At 56.8% G+C, this 18243-nt stretch carries 14 protein-coding genes; 3 read left to right on the forward strand and 11 right to left on the reverse strand.

What is annotated here, in order from left to right:
- Nucleotides 1–15 precede the first annotated feature (15 nt).
- Genes AC2FJV_RS07300 through AC2FJV_RS07325 form a run of 6 tightly spaced genes read right to left on the reverse strand, consistent with a single transcriptional unit; the run spans nucleotide 16 to nucleotide 7053 of the window.
- The gene (locus AC2FJV_RS07300) at nucleotides 16–1626 is read right to left on the reverse strand and encodes an AMP-binding protein (RefSeq protein ID WP_496713235.1); all 1611 of its coding nucleotides are present in this window, start codon (nucleotides 1624–1626) and stop codon (nucleotides 16–18) included.
- Nucleotides 1626–2777, reverse strand: a complete 1152-nt coding sequence (locus AC2FJV_RS07305; RefSeq protein WP_496713236.1) for an acyl-CoA dehydrogenase family protein — start codon at nucleotides 2775–2777, stop codon at nucleotides 1626–1628. Before AC2FJV_RS07305 ends, AC2FJV_RS07300 begins: the two co-directional genes overlap by 1 nt.
- Nucleotides 2777–3577 carry an enoyl-CoA hydratase family protein gene (locus tag AC2FJV_RS07310; protein WP_271949998.1) on the reverse strand — a complete coding sequence of 267 codons (801 nt, stop codon included), beginning with the start codon at nucleotides 3575–3577 and terminating at the stop codon, nucleotides 2777–2779. Before AC2FJV_RS07310 ends, AC2FJV_RS07305 begins: the two co-directional genes overlap by 1 nt.
- On the reverse strand, nucleotides 3567–4034 hold the full coding sequence (locus tag AC2FJV_RS07315) for a MarR family winged helix-turn-helix transcriptional regulator (protein ID WP_142637787.1): 468 nt from the start codon (nucleotides 4032–4034) through the stop codon (nucleotides 3567–3569). Before AC2FJV_RS07315 ends, AC2FJV_RS07310 begins: the two co-directional genes overlap by 11 nt.
- Nucleotides 4031–4762, reverse strand: a complete 732-nt coding sequence (locus AC2FJV_RS07320; RefSeq protein ID WP_496713238.1) for an SDR family NAD(P)-dependent oxidoreductase — start codon at nucleotides 4760–4762, stop codon at nucleotides 4031–4033. Before AC2FJV_RS07320 ends, AC2FJV_RS07315 begins: the two co-directional genes overlap by 4 nt.
- A complete protein-coding gene (locus AC2FJV_RS07325) occupies nucleotides 4759–7053 on the reverse strand; it encodes a bifunctional salicylyl-CoA 5-hydroxylase/oxidoreductase (RefSeq protein WP_496694019.1) in 2295 nt (764 codons plus the stop codon). The genes AC2FJV_RS07320 and AC2FJV_RS07325 overlap by 4 nt, the downstream gene beginning before the upstream one ends.
- A gap of 262 nt (nucleotides 7054–7315) precedes the next feature.
- On the opposite strand from AC2FJV_RS07325, the gene AC2FJV_RS07330 reads away from it, so the two are divergent.
- Entirely contained in the window at nucleotides 7316–8335 is a 1020-nt protein-coding gene (locus AC2FJV_RS07330) for a LacI family DNA-binding transcriptional regulator (protein WP_281973175.1), read from the forward strand.
- A 2-nt stretch (nucleotides 8336–8337) separates the two neighbouring features.
- Here AC2FJV_RS07330 and AC2FJV_RS07335 read toward each other — a convergent pair whose 3' ends face one another.
- Complete coding sequence (locus AC2FJV_RS07335) at nucleotides 8338–9309, reverse strand: LysR family transcriptional regulator (RefSeq protein ID WP_142637779.1); 972 nt, start codon at nucleotides 9307–9309, stop codon at nucleotides 8338–8340.
- 88 nt (nucleotides 9310–9397) lie between these two features.
- Nucleotides 9398–11833 (reverse strand): GcvT family protein, encoded by a 2436-nt coding sequence (locus tag AC2FJV_RS07340; protein ID WP_496713240.1) that lies wholly within the window; start codon nucleotides 11831–11833, stop codon nucleotides 9398–9400.
- Nucleotides 11834–12017: 184 nt separating this feature from the next.
- Between AC2FJV_RS07340 and AC2FJV_RS07345 the strand changes: the two genes are divergently transcribed.
- Both AC2FJV_RS07345 and speB read left to right on the forward strand, forming a co-directional pair.
- On the forward strand, nucleotides 12018–13535 hold the full coding sequence (locus AC2FJV_RS07345; RefSeq protein ID WP_496713242.1) for a trimethylamine methyltransferase family protein: 1518 nt from the start codon (nucleotides 12018–12020) through the stop codon (nucleotides 13533–13535).
- A 60-nt stretch (nucleotides 13536–13595) separates the two neighbouring features.
- Complete coding sequence (gene speB, locus AC2FJV_RS07350; protein ID WP_496690018.1) at nucleotides 13596–14564, forward strand: agmatinase; 969 nt, start codon at nucleotides 13596–13598, stop codon at nucleotides 14562–14564.
- Here the strand turns inward: speB and AC2FJV_RS07355 are convergent.
- From AC2FJV_RS07355 to AC2FJV_RS07365, 3 genes are read right to left on the reverse strand one after another with little or no spacing between them, the layout of a single operon-like run.
- On the reverse strand, nucleotides 14561–15535 hold the full coding sequence (locus AC2FJV_RS07355) for an arginase family protein (protein ID WP_496690019.1): 975 nt from the start codon (nucleotides 15533–15535) through the stop codon (nucleotides 14561–14563). The two genes, speB and AC2FJV_RS07355, sit on opposite strands and share 4 nt — an antisense overlap.
- Nucleotides 15536–15586: 51 nt before the next feature.
- Complete coding sequence (locus AC2FJV_RS07360) at nucleotides 15587–17176, reverse strand: ABC transporter permease (RefSeq protein ID WP_271949986.1); 1590 nt, start codon at nucleotides 17174–17176, stop codon at nucleotides 15587–15589.
- The gene (locus AC2FJV_RS07365; protein ID WP_142637767.1) at nucleotides 17169–18206 is read right to left on the reverse strand and encodes a quaternary amine ABC transporter ATP-binding protein; all 1038 of its coding nucleotides are present in this window, start codon (nucleotides 18204–18206) and stop codon (nucleotides 17169–17171) included. The genes AC2FJV_RS07360 and AC2FJV_RS07365 overlap by 8 nt, the downstream gene beginning before the upstream one ends.
- Between the last annotated feature and the right edge of the window lie 37 nt (nucleotides 18207–18243).

An 18243-nucleotide genomic window follows, 5' to 3' on the forward strand; every position in this document is an offset into this window, starting at 1 on the left:
TTCTAGATACATTGATCATGATTTCAGGCGGAAACGCTGGATTTTTCCGGTCGCGGTTTTGGGCAAACCATCGCAGAACCGGATCGAGCGCGGGTATTTATACGGGGCAATCATAGATTTCACATGAGCCTGAAGGGCTTCGCGCATAGCGTCATCAGCCGTACCTGAAGCCAGAACAACATGTGCTTGGACAATATGACCCCTCTCAGCATCTGGGACGCCGATCACCGCGCATTCCGCAACTGCCTCATGCGCCAGAAGTGCGGCTTCGACTTCGGGTCCGGCGATGTTGTATCCGGCCGAGATAATCATGTCGTCATTGCGCGCAGAAAAATGAAAATACCCCTCCGCGTCCCGATAAAAGCTGTCACCAGTGATATTCCATCCATCTGTTACATAACCCGCCTGCCGCTTATCATTCAGATACCGGCACCCTGTCGGACCACGTACAGCCAGGCGTCCGATATCCCCAACTGCAGCTTCGGTACCGTCTGGGTTTAACACTTTGGCCTCATATCCGGTAACCGGCCTGCCGGTACTGGCCGGGCGGTGATCGTCAAACCGGTTTGAAATAAAGATGTGCAACATCTCGGTCGCGCCGATCCCGTCGAGCATTGGTTTGCCTGTCTTGGAAATCCACTCGTCATAGATTGGCTGCGGTAAGGTCTCGCCCGCCGACACGGCCGCACGCAGACTAGACAGATCAACACCGTCATCCATCGCCTGCAGCATGACCCGATAGGCGGTTGGCGCAGTGAAACAGACAGTCGCTTTGTATTTTTCGATTATCTCGATCATGCCCGCAGGCGAGGCTTGTTCTAACAGGGTTGCAGTCGCGCCGAACCGCAACGGAAACACCGCCAAACCACCCAACCCGAATGTGAAGGCCAAAGGTGGAGAACCAACAAAAACGTCCTCTGGAACGACCTGCAACACCTCACGCGCATAGCTGTCGGCAATGATCAGAATATCTCTGTGAAAATGCATGGTGGCCTTGGGTTCACCTGTCGAGCCGGAGGTGAAACCCAACAAGGCCACGTCGTCGCGCCCGGTTTTAACGCAATCGAACTGTACCGGCTTTTCAAGTGCAAGACGATCAAGCTCGGCATCGTGGTTTGAAGTTCCGTCGAACCCGACGACCCGCTGCAGGAACCGGCTATCACTGGCGCAGGACTGCATTTCGTCGATCAGCCGGGTATCACATAATGCAAACTGGATTTCCGCCTTATCGACAGTTTTCGTCAGTTCTGCAGCGCGCAACATCGGCATAGTATTGACGACGACCGCACCCACCTTGGTTGCGGCAAGCCAGCACGCAACCATTGCCGGATTGTTAGCCGATCGGATCAGCACCCGGTTTCCCGGCTCGACCCCCAAGTCATCGACCAATACATGTGCCAGCCTGTTGGTCCAGTCGCTGAGCTCTTTATATGTTCGTTGCCGACCATTGCCGATCAAAGCGGTATGATCACCAAAGCCCTTGGCAACCATGGCATCGGTCAGCTCACATGCTGCATTCACATGATCGGAATATGCAAAACCCGCCAACAGGAAGTCGGGCCACTGATCCTGGGGGGGCAGGTTATCGCGGCTGAACGTGTCGGTATGTGCAGACGGTCCAAGCATCACCTTCCCTCCATGTGCTCGGCCATCGTCTGACGTGCAATGATTACTTTTTGAACGTCCGAGGCGCCCTCGTAGATGCGCAAGGCACGGATTTCTCGGTACAGAGATTCAACCGCCATCCCAGAACGCACCCCATCGCCACCAAACAACTGAACCGCCTTGTCGATAATCAACTGCGCCTGATCGGTAGCAAACAGCTTGGCCATCGCCGCCTCACGTGTAATGCGCGCCGCTCCGCTGTCCTTGGCCCACGCTGCCCGATAGATCAAAAGCGCCGAAGCATCGACATCTAATGCCATCTCGGCGATGTGCCCCTGCACCATCTGCAAATCAAACAACGGGGCGCCTTGCACCTGCCGTTCTGATACCCGTGTCAGCGCCTCATCCAGCGCGCGTCGTGCAAATCCCAGCGCAGCGGCGGCCACCGTCGGGCGGAACAGGTCCAGCACAGACATTGCAATACGAAATCCTGCGCCAGCTTGACCGATCATCGCGCTAGCCGGCACACGCACATCATTGAAACGCAAAGTCGCCAATGGGTGTGGCGCGATTGTGTCCAGGCGCCCGACTACTTCGAAACCCTTCAGATCAGGAGTGATGATAAAAGCTGATAACCCTTTGGCCCCGGGTGCCTCGCCAGTACGGGCGAACAGGGTGTAGACATCTGCGATACCCCCGTTCGATATCCATGTCTTTTCACCATTCAGGACAAAGTCGTTGCCATCACGGATAGCCGTCATTGTCGAATTTGCCACATCCGACCCCGATTGAGGTTCAGTCAATGCAAAGGCCGCGATAGCCTGACCAGAGCGCGTTTGCGGCAGCCAATGCGCCTTTTGGCCTTTTGAGCCGAACAACGAGATCGCTCCGGTTCCAAGCCCCTGCATTGCAAAGGCGAAATCGGCCAACCCATCATGGCGGGCAAGTGTTTCACGGCTGAGGCACAGCGTCCTGACATCCAAATGGCCGCTTTCGTCCGAAGTAGGCTGCAGCAGCCCGGCGTCGCCCAGCTGGCGGACCAGATCGCGACAAGCCTGGTCCGGGTCGCCATGGTCAATAGCTAGTCCCCGAGCGACGTCTTGCACCCGATCCGCCCAGCCCCGGTGATGAGGGTCAAAGAATGGCCACGAAAGAAAGCTCTGATCTGCCATCAATCGCCCTCGAATACTGGTTTGTCTTTTGCAACAAAGGCCTTGTAGGCGCGTTCAAAATCTCCGGTTTGCATACAGATCGCCTGGGCCTGCGCCTCTGCTTCGATTGCCTGTTCGATCGACATAGACCACTCCTGCGCCAGCATGGTCTTGGTCATCATATGCGCAAAATTGGGGCCTGCCACGATACGGTCAGCCAGAGATTGCGCGGTAGCGTCAAGCTCGGATGGATCAACCACCGCATTGTAGAACCCCCAGGAAAGCCCCTCATCAGCGGTCATGCTGCGTCCGGTATAGAGCAGTTCGGCCGTACGCCCCTGCCCGATGATACGAGGCAGGATGGCGCAGGCCCCCATATCGCACCCTGCCAGCCCCACCCGCGTGAACAGGAATGCACATTTGGCCTGCGGGGTGGCGATACGCAAATCCGCAGCCATAGCGATGATGGCCCCGGCCCCCACGCAAATACCGTCCACCGCAGCAATCACCGGCTTGCCACAATTCACAATCGCCTTGACGAGATCTCCGGTCATTCGCGTGAAGAGCAACAGGTCCTTCATCTTCATGCGCGTTAGCGGACCGATGATATCGTGCACATCGCCGCCCGAGCTGAAATTGCCACCATTTGAGGCGAACACCACTGCATCTACCTCTTCTGAATAGACCAGATCCCTGAACCAATCACGTAGTTCGGCATAGCTGTCGAAGGTCAAAGGGTTCTTACGCTCTGGTCGGTTCAGTGCAATCGTTGCAACTCGGTTCCGGATTTCGCAGCGAAAATGTTTGACGTCACTGGCCATCGATTTCCTCCGAAATAGTGAGTTCGGTTGTCAGAGTGCGGGCGTCCTCGGCGGAAAACTGGCCAAGCATATCGGATATCCACGCCTCATGCGCCGCGGCCTGACGTGCGAATTCCTCGCATCCTTTTTGTGTCATGCGTACGCGATGGGCACGACGATCCCCAGGCACAGGTACGCGCACTAGCAGGCCGTCATCAGCCAGCCGATCCACGATTCCGGTCACATTCCCGTTCGAAACGCGCAGCGCACCCGAGATTTCGCTCATCTTCAGCCCATCTTCGAACCGCGACAGGGCTGCCATCACGTCAAAACGCGGTAGTGTCGTGTCAAACTCTACCCTGAGGTTCTCTCTTAGTGCTGCCTCGATGCCACGCGTGGTCTTGAGCAGCCGCAGCCATAACCGCAACCTCTCTTTGGATGGATCTTCCAATGGTGCTTGAAGCGGGTTTGGGTTCATATCTCGCCTCCGGACAGGCTAAGCGCGTGGCCGTTGACTGAATTTGCCGCATCCGAGCACAACCACCTCACGGCACCTGCTACGTCTTCGACCTGGATGAAACGACCCTGTGGGTTTATCTTTTTCAGGCTTTTCACCGCATTTTCCGCGCTCATTCCCGTCTTCTCGACGATGTTCGCAATCGAGCGATCCAGCATCGGCGTTTCCACAAACCCCGGGCAAACCGCATTGACGGTGATGCCTGTCGCCGCAAGTTCGCCCGCCAGAGACCGCGTCAGCCCGACCACCGCATGTTTTGTCGCACAATAGCCGGAAACATAAGGATAGCCCTTCAATCCGGCGGTGGACGCGATGGCAATCAGACGGCCCGTTCCAGCGGCTTGCATGTCAGGCAAAACCGCCTGCCATAAATTGAAAACACCCACCAGATTCACATCCGTCAGGGTCCGCAGATCATCGGCTGTCATCCGATGAAACGGAAGCGAATGGGCCGCGCCGGCATTCGCAATCGCTATTGAAATCGGGCCGCGTTCTGCCCGTGCTGTTTCAATAGCAGCTAGGACCTGCTTGTCATCGGTCACATCACAAAGGACATACGGCAAGGCTTGCTGCTGCAGCTTGGCCTCTGTACGGCCCAAAATGGTAACGGCTGCTCCGCCATTCGCGAAATCTTGGGCTATAGCCGCACCAACGCCGGTGCCGCCGCCGGTTATGACGACATGTTTCATACTTCACCCGCCGTTTCCGCCTTGCGATCTGCCAGGCGCCAAGCCTGATCCCGCCCGGCTTCATAGGGGCGGGGCCAAGTTTCCTGCCGATCCCCCAACGCCGTAGCCGCGTGCAAGGTCCAGTACGGATCGTCCAGATGAGGCCGGGCAAGGCACACCAGATCTGCACGACCGGCCATGAGAATCGAATTTACGTGATCGGCTTCATAGATGTTCCCCACCGCCATAGTACTGATGCCGCATTCGTTTCTAATGCGGTCCGCGAAAGGGGTCTGGAACATACGGCCGTAAACCGGGTTAGCATCGGTCGAAGTCTGCCCGGCGGAAACGTCCACGATATCTGCACCCGCCGCATCGAACATCGCCGCTATATCCACAGCTTGTTGCGGCGTCACGCCAGTAGGTCCGACCCAGTCATTGGCAGAAATGCGCACCGCCATCGGCTTATCTTTGGGCCAGGTCGTCCGCATAGCTGAAAAAACTTCAAGCGGATAACGCATACGGTTTTCAAGACTGCCCCCATACATGTCGTCGCGCGTGTTCGACAAAGGAGAGATAAAGGACGAGATGAGGTAGCCATGCGCCGCATGCAGCTCGATCATGTCAAACCCAGCACGATCTGCCATCCGGGCTGCTGTCACAAATTGGGACGTGACCCTATCCATATCTGCACGATCCATCGCGCTGGGCACAGCGTTACCGTCGGACCAAGGGATGGCCGAAGCTGATATCAAAGGCCAGTTTCCTTCCTTCAGCGGCTGGTCCATTCCTTCCCACCCGATGCAGGTTGAACCTTTGCGGCCCGAATGGCCGATTTGACAGCATATTTTGGCGTCGGTTTCCGCATGGACAAATTCGGTGAGTCGAGCCCATGCGGCCTCGTGTTCGGGCTCATAAAGCCCCGGGCATCCTGGGGTGATCCGGCCTTCGGCGCTGACACAGGTCATTTCGGTGTATACCAGCCCGGCGCCACCTTTGGCCCTTTCACCGTAATGGATCAGGTGCCAGTCAACCGGGCACCCATGAACCGCCTTGTACTGTGCCATGGGTGACACTACGATCCGGTTCTTCAACTGCATCCCCCGCAGGCGAAATGGCGCAAACATCGGGGGCCGGGCCATACCATCAACAGCGCCCCCAGACTGCTGCATGAACCAGGCCTCGGCATGCCCCAGCCAGTTGGCATCGCGTTGGCGCAGGTTCTCGTGGCTGATCCGCTGAGACCGTGTCAGCATCGCGTAATTCAACTGAACCGAATCCTGATCGAGGTAACGTTCGACATTCTCGAACCATTCGACCGAGTTCCGCGCTGCCGATTGCAGGCGCAACACTTCAAGACGACGCTCGTCCTCATACCGCGCGAAAGCCGCTTCAGGCGTATCTTCTTTATGGACGAAGTCAGCCAGCGCTATAGCGCTTTCCAGTGCCAGCTTTGTTCCCGAGCCAATGGAAAAATGTGCGGTCGCTGCGGCATCTCCCAGCAATACCAGGTTTTTGTAACTCCATTTTTCGCACAAGACCCTAGGAAACCGCAGCCAGGCCGAGCCGCGGATATGACTGGCATTGCTCATCAAGGGATGGCCGCCCAAATGATCTTTGAAAATGTCTTCGCACAAAGCGATGGACTCTTGCTTGGTCATCTCACCAAACCCAAAAGCATCGAAGGTCTGTTGCGAGCATTCCACGATGAAAGTCGCCGTATCCCGGTCGAACTGATAGGCATGTGCCCAGACCCAGCCCTTTGGCGTTTCCTCAAAAATAAAGGTGAAGGCGTCGTCAAACTTCTGATGCGTACCCAGCCAGACGAACTGACACCGTCGTTGGTCTATATCGGGTCGAAAAACATCTGCGAACTCGGCCCGTGACTTGGAGTTCAGCCCGTCCGAAGCCACAACGACGTCGTAGTTCATCATATAGTCCGAGGCTGATGCCGCCTCGGTCTCAAAGCGCATCTCGACACCAAGCTCGCGCGCTCGGTCTTGCAAAATGAGCAGCAGTTGCTTGCGTCCGATCCCGCAAAATCCGTGGCCGCTGGACACGGTGCGCTGACCTTTATGCACAAGTGCTACGTCATCCCAATAGGCAAAGTGTTTACGTATCACCGTCGCGCTGGCTGCGTCATTGGCGGCAAGATTATCCAGCGTCTCATCAGACAACACGACGCCCCAGCCAAAGGTGTCATCCGGGCGGTTTCGCTCGATAACAACCACTTCGGCATCCGGATCGCGGAGCTTCATTGAAATCCCGAAATAGAGGCCAGCCGGCCCGCCGCCGAGACATGCAACACGCATCGTTACCTTCCCCCATTCGCAGCTTTACCTGAAACGCTAGACCAGGTGGCGCATCCCTTCAAGTAAAAATATTTTATACTTGAAGTTTATATATTCTGAATAACCAACCACAAATTCGCGACGGGTTGGTATTTTCCTGAGCCAAGCCAGCACCGGTTTGCCTGCGACAAAGCAATCAATCTCTGTAAGCGGTTACATTTCGCTTTCACCTGAACGGCGCAGAGCTTACACATATTTGCAAAATCAAATTTCAGGTTTGACAATGCCAAAGGCAAAAACTGCACCGACCCTGGAGGATGTTGCGAAACTCGCGGGCGTATCGACCGCCACGGTTTCACGTTGCCTCAATTCTCCGAACCTGGTGGTGCAGGCTACGCGTGATCGGGTTCAGTCTGCCGTTGACGCTTTGGGATACACGCCGAATTTTGCCGCGCGTGTTATGGCTGCCAGACGGTCGCACACCATCGGCGCCATCATTCCCACCATGGAAAACGCGATCTTTGCGCGTGGACTTCAGGCCTTTCAGGAAGAGCTGCGCCAGCATGGCTATACCCTGCTTGTCTCTAGTTCGGCCTATCAGCCTGAGATCGAAGAAGAGCAGATACGCAACTTGGTCGCACGGGGGGCGGATGGGTTGCTGCTGATCGGGCATGATCGAGACTCGCGGATCTATGACTATCTCGCAAAACGCAGGATTCCGGTTCTGATAGCGTGGTCGTTTCAGGCAGACGCACCAGTCCCTTCGGTCGGATTTGACAACCGTGCGGCCATGGCCGAACTGGCAAATCAAGTGATCAAGCTGGGTCACCGGACCCTGGGTATGATTTCTGGTGTCAGCACCGGAAACGACCGTGCCCGCCTGAGGATCGAAGGGGTGCAAGAAGCAATGCGCCGCAACAATATCCCAAATGACCGGCTGACGATCGTAGAAACGCCATATGAAATCGAAAACGGGGCAGAGGCGTTTTCCCGTCTGATGTCTCGGCAAGATCGACCAACAGCGGTGCTGTGCGGGAACGATGTTCTGGCTATCGGTGCGTCGCGCCGGGCCAAGGAGATGGGGCTTAGAGTTCCTCAAGACGTATCCGTCACAGGGTTTGACGATATCGAACTGGCGCAGATCACCGATCCAGGTTTGACGACCGTGCATGTCCCACATCGCGAGATGGGTCGACGGGCTGCGCTGGAACTGGTTGGGTTGATCGAAAAGCCCACCGAAAGTTGCAATGTACAGTTGCGAACCAATTTGGTCGAACGCCAATCGCTGGGGCGCCCCGGCTGACTTCAGGCGGCCTCGTTTTCCATGGTGCGAAACTCACCTTTCAACCAGGCGTGACTTGCGCACATCGGGTCGGTAAAATGTTGACGGATGAGCTTTCCCATCGCTCTTTGGATTAGCTTCGAAGTGGTCTCGGGGTATACGTCGGTCGTGAATAAAGACACTGTTCTTACAAAGTTTCGGCCGGGAAATGGCACCACCCGAACTTGGTCGTGAAATCTGTGGGCCCTATGAAAACTTGCGGCCGTGGTAATGGTCCAACCGGTGCCTTCAGCGACCAATCCTATGATCGACTGATTGCATTCCAGTTCGAACCTGTTGGGCAGATCAAATTTACCTCGCCTGAGCTGTATCTCAATTTGCTTGCCGATCACGTAATCACGCGAATAGCGCAGCAACGGCAATTCTGCGTTTGATGAAAACATCTCCTCGGGCATGCCACTGAACCCTCCGGGCAAAACAACGATAAAAGGGTCGCGCATCAACGGGTATTCGATCAGGCCCTCGGTCCGTTCGAACGGTCGGGTCGCCACCCCTGCATCCAGCTTGTGTTCCTGTAACTTGGCAATGATCTCATGGCTGGGGCGTGTGAAATGCCGAAAACTGCAGCGCGGCAAAGCATGCGCAAGAAACCGAAACAAGTCTGGCGAGATTTGATTGTCGAAATCATCAATCAGTGCCAGCCTCAAATCCGTCGCATGGCGCCAGTTACCCGACCGGATCTCCGCCTCGGCCTTTTTCAAAACGATCAGCCCATCGCGGACATGGCGCGCATAGACTTCACCGGCAGGTGTCAGACCCATTGGACGACGCCCGTGATCCACCAAATCAATGCCCAACGCGGTCTCAAGGCTTCGTAGGTGATTGGAAACTGTGCTGATAGACAAACCGGTTTCCGATGCGACCTGTTGGATCGATCCTGACTTTGCGACCAACTGAAAAACTTCCAGCCAGCGGAGGCTTAGCGACTTTGGCACATTTACAGTCCGTTGTTTCGATTACATCAAAACTAGCGAAACAAAGAACGCCCCTCATTGCAATGATGAACTTGCAACCCGTTCTGCGTCAAGCCCGGAGCCTGCTATGGTCCGGGTCATAGGGCGAAGGTGCGATCACGGTTGCGTTGACCCGTTTTCCACAGTGATCCAACTCTATCTTGCACCCGATTTCTGCAAGTGACGGATCGACAAATCCATGGGCAAGATTGAGGCCGGTGCGGTGCCCCCACTCGCCCGAGGTGATTGTTCCGACAACCGTGTCACCCAGCATCAGCGAAGCTCCGGCATGGGCAGATCCCTGTTCGGTTTCCAACCGGAGCGGCACGAGTTTTCTCCGCGGCCCATAAGCATCACGGTTCAGCAGGGCATCGCGCCCGATGAAGTCGCCCTTTTCCAACCTCACAAACCGATTCAGACCTGTTTCAAAAGGATCAAACTCGGTGATCAAATCAGCCTTCCAGTGCAGGAACGTCTTTTCCATCCGCATGGAGTCGATCGCCCGAGCGCCAAACAGCTTGAGGCCGAAGTGCTCTCCAGCCCGCCGCAGCGCCAGATATGCGCTATAAAGCGAAGGGTTGGGAACGTGGATTTCATATGCCAGTTCGCCAGAAAAACTTACCGCCATCACCGTTGCCTGAGCGAACCCAACAAAGCACTCCCTGACGCTCAGCCATGGAAAAGCCAGCGGGGACCAATCACCGCGCGCGCAGGACGCCAGCACATCACGTGATTTCGGGCCGGCAAGGATCAGAATGGTGTAGTCGTTGGTCAGACTGCGTAAATGCACGTCTTCATCGGGGTGGCGGTTCTGCTTTAGCCAATCCATATCGTGGAATTCACTTGCCGCCGCGGAGCCATACCAGACCCGGGCAGGGCCGCGATCGCTGGCGGGCAGGTTCGCCACAGTCGCTTCGGCTTTGACCATCCCGTGATGGTTCAAAAGATAGCCCAGCCCAATCCTGCCGTCGCGGCGCGTGACAGCACCGCAAAACAGACGATCCAGAAAGGCATGCCGATCCGCGCCGGTAATCTCGATACGGTTGAAACCATTCACCTCGGACAACCCGACATTGGACTGAACATTTGCCACCTCGGCCCCGACCAGATCATAGGTTTCGTCAAAATCGAAACTGAGGGTCGGTTCAAAGCTGGGGTCAGGCTTGATGTAATCCACCCTTTCCCATCCATTGACGACAGTGAATTCGGCGCCCTCGGCCGCTAGAACCGGGGTCAAAGCAGTGGTCTTGGCGGGCCTTCCTGCAGGGCGGTGTTCATGCGGGAGGTGAAAGCGAAATTCGTTTTGATAATCCTCAACCGCCTTCAATGCCGTCAGTTCGACATTCGCATGGTCGGTGAACCTGCGCGGGTCCAGGCACCAGGTGTCATAACAGGCCTCTCCATGCACAATCTGCTGGGCCAACAGCCAACCATGGCCACCGCCCTCACCCAATCCAGCCCGCAGGCCGATAATACAGAAGGCGTTGCGCTTGCCCGGGATCGGCCCGACAAGTGGTGCACCATCAATCGTATAGGTTATCGGCCCGTTGACGACCGTGTGAATCCCGGCCTCTAACAGCGCAGGCATCCGAGCAAAAGCGCCTTCCAGTACGTCCGACACGCGGTCCAGATCGTCCGGGCAAAGCGCATTTACAAAATTTGGATCGATCCCGTCCATGCCCCAGGTCTTGCAGTCCTGTTCATAGAACCCCAGCAAGAGGCCGTTCTTTTCTTGTCGACAGTAGAAATCGCTGATCGGACATCGCAGCAAAGGCATTCGGTGGCCGGCATCGCGGATTGCAGGAATTTCTTCCGTCAGAAAATACTGATGCTCCATCGAGGCCACGGGGTGGTGCACTCCCATCAAGGCGCCCACTTCGTTCACACGATATCCGCAGGCATTCACCACGATGTCACAGTCGATATCACCGTGTTCGGTCTGTACCGTCCAGGTGTCATCCTTGTGCTGGATCAACCCGACAACCGGGGTATTCCGGTACACTTCGGCCCCGGCCAAACGTGCAGCCCGGGCCAACGCCTGACACAGCTGAGCCGGATCAATATCCCCGTCCAAAGGATCCCACAGCCCGCCAATTAGGTTTTCGGTCGAGATCAGAGGGTGCCGCCGAGCGCATTCTTCGGCATCAATAACCTCGAAATGGACATCCATCCCCCGGGCCATCGAAGCGAAATGACGGTATCCCTGCATTTGTGCTTGGGTGTTCGCCAACCTGATTCCGCCGTCACCATGGTGGTAATTGATGGGATAGTCGGGATTCGCAGACAGGTCTTGGTACAGTTTGATCGAATGGGATTTCAGTCCAACCATGGTCTGGTTTGTTCCAAAATTCGTCACCTGCGCGGCTGAATGCCAGGTGGTACCAGAGGTCAACTCGTTTCGTTCGACCAGGACGACATCTGCCCATCCTTCTTGCGTCAGGTGATACAGAGTTGAGCACCCTGCGATCCCGCCACCAATTACCACTACTTTTGTCCGCGACTTCATTGGCTTTGCTCCTCTGAACCCCAATAGGTTTTGCTGAAAACGGGTCTTCGCAACAGCTTACGAATGGCTTGTGCTGAAAAATCGAAACTACGATTGAGGATTCTGAAAGGCGCATTTCCCTTTTGCAGAGACCCCGCATCGCCCTTTACGGTTCCGGGAATTCTGACATGAAAAGGATTGGGCGTTGTCAAAGGGCAGTAAAAGAAGCGGTCGAAATGCGCGTCTTGCGCAACGCGCAGCAGAGCCCGCCATAGATCCGTGCCCCCCCGGGCAAGCCGGTGGTCGCTTTCAACCTTTGACACAGTCCGAAGTCAAACAAATATACAATACCGCCTTAAGGCTTCTGGAAACTCTGGGCATGGGCGAGGTCCCGGACAGGCTGGCCAACGACCTGCGGTCAGCCGGTGCACAAACCGGACAGCAAGGGCGGCTGCTATTTCCTCGAAACTTGATTGAAGACGCTATTGGGTCCGCTGCCAAGACTTTCTCCTTTCATGGCCGGGACGAAGCGCGCTCGATCGAAGTGGGCGGAAATCGTGTGTTCTTTGGCACCGGCGGTGCGGCGGTGCAGACGCTGGATCTGGAGAGCGGCCACTATCGCCCATCCACGCTGGCCGATCTGCATGATTTCACGCGGCTTCAGGATACGCTGGCCAATGTCAGCTGGTTTACGCGCTGCTGTGTCGCGACTGATCTGCCAGATGTTTTCGATCTGGACGTGAACACAGTTTACGCTCTGGTTCGCAATACCACCAAACCGATTGCCACGTCGTTTACCCTTGCCGAACATGTGGCCCCGATCGTCGAAATGCTCGACATCGTTGCAGGCGGGCCGGGTGAGTTCGCTAAGCGGCCGTTTCTGAAAGCCCACATAAGTCCGGTGATTTCACCACTGCGTTATGGCGAAGATGCGGTGGACGTTGTCTATGAATGTATCGCCCATAATATCCCGATGTCCTGCATTACCGCTGCACAGGCAGGCGCCACCGCCCCTGCAACACTTGCCGGGTTTCTGGCGCAATCTTTGGCCGAGACACTGGCCAGCCTTGTTATGGTCAATGCGATCAAACCCGGCTTTCCGATGGTGTTTTCCAACTGGCCTTTCATCGTCGATTTGCGCACCGGTTCTTTCGCAGGCGGCAGCGGTGAGACCGCCATCCTGAACGCGGCGTCGGCGCAGATCACCAACGCGCTGGGGCTGCCTTCGGGTGTGGCCGCCTCGATGACTGATGCGAAAGCTGTCGACGCACAGTACGGAGCCGAGAAAGGAATGACCTCGCTCGCTGCGGCGCTGGCTGGCGGCAATCTGATCTATGAAAGCTCGGGCATGACCGCTTCGTTGCTGGGCGTCAGTTTCGAAGGGTTCGTCCTTGACGACGAAATGCACTCTCACACCTATCGCGCTTTGCGCGGCATCGAAGTGACCGACGAAAACCTGGGATTCGACGCCATTTGTCATGCAGTACTGGGCGACGGTCATTTTCTGGGAAGCGCCCACACCTATGCTGCGATGGAACGGGACTACTTCTATCCAGCGCTGGCTGACCGGAACGAACCCCGGACATGGCAGACCGAAGGGGCCGCAGATGCGTGGACGGTTGCCCGCCGGCACGCAAAGGACATCCTGGCACGACATCATCCACAATACCTGACCGAAGAACAGGACGCTGAAATCCGCAGACGGTTTCGCATTCTCTATTAGACTTACGTCGACCGACTCTAGCCAGTAGGCTTGCAGCACATACACTCAGATGAGGCCCTCATGACAAATCCCTTCTTTCAGCCGGTCTCGGCAATGGAGCTTGCGCGTTTCGCAGGTGTCCCCACGTTCATGCGCCTTCCCGAACTGACCCCCAAGGACGACCGGATCAACGAAGTTGATATTGGGATCATCGGGATCCCGTGGGATGGCGGCACCACAAACCGCCCAGGCGCGCGGCATGGGCCTCGGCAGTTGCGCGACTATTCGACCATGATCCGCGCAATGAACCCGGTCACCGGTGTAGCCCCTTTTGCCATGGTGAATTGCGCCGATCTGGGTGATGTCGCGCCGAACCCGGTGGACATCGAAGATACCATGAACCGAGTCACGTCTTTCTATGACGATCTGACCGAACGGGGCATAACGCCGCTAACCGCGGGCGGTGACCACCTGACCACCCTGCCCGTCTTGCGCGCTCTGGCCAAGTCGGAGCCATTGGGCCTTATTCAATTCGACAGCCACACCGACCTGTTCGACAGCTATTTCGGTGGCTACAAATACACCCATGGCACACCGTTTCGTCGTGCCGTTGAAGAGGGCCTTGTGGACCCCAAGCGCTTTGTCCAAGTCGGCATACGCGGTACGGCCTATAACACAGAAGATATCGATTGGGCCGAGGCACAGGGCATCCGCATCATCCGCATCGAAGAACTGTTCGACCGCGGCATTGACGATGTCATGGCGGAGGTGCGGGAGATCGTCGGAACAGGTCAGACCTATTGCACCTATGACATCGACTTTGTGGACCCCACCTATGCCCCCGGCACCGGCACGCCAGAGATCGGCGGGCCGAACAGTTTTCAGGCGCAGCAGGTGATCCGCCAGTTAAGCGGTGTCAATCTGGTTGGTGCTGATCTGGTCGAGGTCGCACCCCCCTTCGATGCCGCTGGGGGCACGGCCTGGCTGGGCATCTCACTGATGTTCGAGCTGTTATGTGTTCTGGCAGAGGCTGTGGACGCCCGCCGCTAACCGGTGTTTTCGGCGATCATCGAGATCATCTCGAACATCACCGCCGCTGCGGTCAGGGCGGTGATATCGTTGGGGCTGTCCTTGGTGGGCATCATGCAAACAACGTCACCGCCGACAATGTTCAAGCCGCGCGCGGCGCGCAGAATGCCCACGGCCTCATCAATGTCGAACCCCTTCTCGCCCGGCTCCAGATTGGACACCGCCGGGGCAATAGTCGGGTCAAGGCAATCCAGATCGAAGGTGATATAGACCGGCCGGTCACCCAGAACCTCTTTGGTCTGCGCCACCACATCGGCCAGCCCGCGCTGACGAAATTCGCGCATGGTGACGATGTTGTACCCGTAGTCGTAGGACGGCTGCAACCAGTCCAGGCTGCGCGGATGGCCTCGCAGGCCGATCTGCATCGAACAGGTAGGATCAACCTGCCCCTGATCGGCCAGATAAGCCCCCCAATGAGCGGCCGACTTCTTTGCCCCCAAAAAGTGATCGACCTTTGTAAACACATCCGTATGGGCATCCAGGTGCAGAAAACTGATCGGCTCTCCTCCGGCCAGCTTCCCACATCCTAGCGCCTGTACGATCCCGCCGGTAATGGAGTGGTCACCGCCAACGGATACCGGGCGCGCACCTGCCGCATCTATGTCCTTGTAAAAGGCGGTAATGCGTTCGATGCAGTCTTCGTTATCGTTGGCGCGCGGGAAGGGTACATCGCCGACATCGGCAATCTTCGCGCGGCTCCAGGGGTCGATCTCAAAAACCGAATGGACCCTGCGCTGTACCGCCGAGACATTCCGCAAGGCGCGCGGGCCCAGATGCTGATCCCTTTCGGTTGTCCCGTTTCCGGTCGAATGCGGCACACCGACAAGTGCAATATCCTGCCCCTCGGGTCCGATATTGGGGCAGCGAAACATCGTCGGTATGCCCCACCAGTACAAATTGTCCATCATGGACTGCTCATAGCGGTCGACCATTTCATCCTCCGGTAAAAAAATGCCCCCGGCCTGAGCAGAGGGCATAGAAGTTCAGATTCTTTCGTCTTCTCGCCGAAATGCGCCCTGAACAATACGGTCCATGACCATAGCAAGGAACAAAATGGCAAAGCCGCCCAACAGGCCGGGCCCCTTGGCTGCATATTGCAACGCCTCAAGGATTTCCTTGCCCAGCCCTCCGCCACCGATCAGCGAAATGATCACCACCATCGATAGGCACATCAGGATAGTCTGGTTCACCCCGGTCATGATCGACGGCAAGGCCAGAGGTATCTCGACATCCTTCAGCAATTGCCATTTCGAGGCCCCAAAAGCCACAGCAGCCTCTTTGATACTGTCGGGCACTCCGCGCATGCCCAGCGCGGTCAGTCGGATGACCGGCGGCATGCCAAAGATGATCGTGGCCAGAATGCCGGGCGGGTTGCCGGTGCCAAAGAAGGCGATAATCGGGATCAGATAGACGAAGGCCGGCAAAGTCTGCATCAAGTCCAGCACGGGCTCTGCCGCGCGGTAGGCACGCCTGGACTTGCCAAACCAAATGCCCAGTGGAATGCCAAAAACAACGCATAACAGCACCGCCGCACCGACCAGCGCCACGGTTTCCATCGCCACATCCCAATATCCCAGCAAGGCGATATAGGCCAATGAAGACGCCGTGAAGATCGCCACTCGGGGGCCTGCAGCCCGCCAAGCCGTCACACATATCACCAGCATCACAACCGGCCAAGGCGACCCGATCAGCGCAATGGTCAGGGCATCCAGAACCGACCGAACCCCAGCGACAATCCCATCGAATACGTCCCCGCCAGCAAGAGCGGCCGCATCTATCTGCGCCTCCATCCAGCTTGCAAGGTTTGAAAACAGGGTCCCGCCGCCCTCACCCAATATCAGTGCGGACACTTCTTTTTCGGGGAATGCATCCAACATGGCCAGCGAAGCATTGACCGTGAATTTGTAGACGATCAACGGCCCAATCGCCGCAACAAGCACAGCCCCCAGCACCATATTTCGCCTGGACTGGCCACTTTCGGTACTGTCCGGATCGGTCCGCCATTTTGAATACTGTTTTTCATAGACGCGGTCGGCATAGAAGCCCTGTGCCAGTTTGAAGACCAGCAGCATCAGCAATCCGGTGATCATGATGCTCAGCGCTTCAGACTGCGCGGCCGCGGCTTTTCCAAAGCTGGCATCGGCGGCTTTCTGTATATTCGCTGCCAGCTTGGTGAAACGGTCAATATCGGCCTTCTCTGTCGCATCGGCCGCCCGCGCCAGCAGCTCGTCGGCGCGTGCCTGCTGACGTTCGGCACGTTCCACCATGTCAGCGCCCGGATTGCCCCAGGCACCACGCCCGATCTGAACCCAAGCGATGATTTCCAGGATCAGAAAGGTCCAGAACATCCCCCAGATGGCTCGTGATGCTGACCACAAAGGCCCCAGAACCCCGGCCCAGAGATTGAACGTATTCGGAACCGCGCTGGTTGCATCATGGATCTTGTGAAACGCCTTGACGTAATAGTCCCCATTCGGACCAGCAAACTCGTGAATGGACCGATCCAGTGCCTCATGGTCGACCTCGATATCCGAGGCGGCGGTGACTTTCACTTCGGTGGTTACATCAGTCATTCTTGCCCCCCTGAATTCCGCGCAGCAGGCGCGGTTTGGTCACGACGCCCACGTCCTGTCCTGCATCGGTGATGATCACCGGCAGGTCCGTGTCGACAGCCAGGTCGATCAACTGATCCAGATCGGCCCCCTCATCCGCGCGCGGCGCGCCGTCGGTCGGGCCGGAATAGCTGTCCAGTGGCTCCATGATTGAATGCGCCTTGACCAGTTTCAGTTTGGATATGCCCTGAACAAACTCGCGCACATAGTCATCGGCCGGATTCATCACGATGTCTTCCGGTGTGCCAATCTGAACGATGACACCATCTTTCATGATCGCAATTCGGTGGCCAATGCGGATAGCTTCGTCCAGATCATGGGTGATGAACAATGTGGTCTTCTGCAACTGGGCGACCAGCGCTTTGAACTGGTCCTGCAGCTGCAACCTGATCAGCGGATCGAGCGCAGAAAAGGGCTCGTCCATTAACAGGATTTCCGGATCAGAGGCCAGCGCGCGGGCAATTCCAACACGCTGCTGCATCCCGCCCGACAATTCTTTGGGCAGGCGATCTTCGTACCCGGTCAGGTCCACCAAACCCAGCGCATGGTCCGAGACGGCCCAGCGCTTGGATTTGGACACTTTTCGAATTTCCAAAGGATAGGCCACATTGTCTCTGACAGATCGGTGCGGCATCAGCGCCATATGCTGGAAAACCATCCCGATCTGCTGCGCGCGGATACGGCGCAGCTCAGCCTCGGATATTTTGGATACGTCCTGGCCCAGAATCTCGATCTTGCCTGAGGTCGGCTCGATCAAGCGGTTCACGTGGCGCACCAGCGTGGATTTCCCGGATCCCGAAAGACCCATAATGCAGAAGATTTCGCCGCGCGGGACTTCGAAAGACGCACCCTGTACGCCGACCACACAATTATACCTTTCAAGAACTTCAGGCTTTCCAATCCCTTCATCCCGTACTGCGGTCATGGCCTCTTCTGCCCGCGCACCGAAAATCTTCCAGACATCTGTCAGCTTAACGACTGTTTCGGTCATACTTGCCCCTTCAATGCAAAACAGGCCGCCAGGCATT

This window comes from Ruegeria sp. CDSA241 (genome assembly GCF_059611265.1).

Excerpts from the sequence above, each read along its gene's own strand:
- AC2FJV_RS07315 (WP_142637787.1), bottom strand. The coding sequence starts at position 4,034 with ATGAACCCAAACCCGCTTCAAGCACCATTGGAAGATCCATCCAAAGAG.
- AC2FJV_RS07300 (WP_496713235.1), bottom strand. The coding sequence starts at position 1,626 with ATGCTTGGACCGTCTGCACATACCGACACGTTCAGCCGCGATAACCTG.
- AC2FJV_RS07330 (WP_281973175.1), top strand. The coding sequence starts at position 7,316 with ATGCCAAAGGCAAAAACTGCACCGACCCTGGAGGATGTTGCGAAACTC.
- AC2FJV_RS07310 (WP_271949998.1), bottom strand. The coding sequence starts at position 3,577 with ATGGCCAGTGACGTCAAACATTTTCGCTGCGAAATCCGGAACCGAGTT.
- AC2FJV_RS07365 (WP_142637767.1), bottom strand. The coding sequence starts at position 18,206 with ATGACCGAAACAGTCGTTAAGCTGACAGATGTCTGGAAGATTTTCGGT.
- AC2FJV_RS07340 (WP_496713240.1), bottom strand. The coding sequence starts at position 11,833 with ATGAAGTCGCGGACAAAAGTAGTGGTAATTGGTGGCGGGATCGCAGGG.
- speB (WP_496690018.1), top strand. The coding sequence starts at position 13,596 with ATGACAAATCCCTTCTTTCAGCCGGTCTCGGCAATGGAGCTTGCGCGT.
- AC2FJV_RS07305 (WP_496713236.1), bottom strand. The coding sequence starts at position 2,777 with ATGGCAGATCAGAGCTTTCTTTCGTGGCCATTCTTTGACCCTCATCAC.
- AC2FJV_RS07325 (WP_496694019.1), bottom strand. The coding sequence starts at position 7,053 with ATGCGTGTTGCATGTCTCGGCGGCGGGCCGGCTGGCCTCTATTTCGGG.
- AC2FJV_RS07360 (WP_271949986.1), bottom strand. The coding sequence starts at position 17,176 with ATGACTGATGTAACCACCGAAGTGAAAGTCACCGCCGCCTCGGATATC.
- AC2FJV_RS07355 (WP_496690019.1), bottom strand. The coding sequence starts at position 15,535 with ATGGTCGACCGCTATGAGCAGTCCATGATGGACAATTTGTACTGGTGG.
- AC2FJV_RS07320 (WP_496713238.1), bottom strand. The coding sequence starts at position 4,762 with ATGAAACATGTCGTCATAACCGGCGGCGGCACCGGCGTTGGTGCGGCT.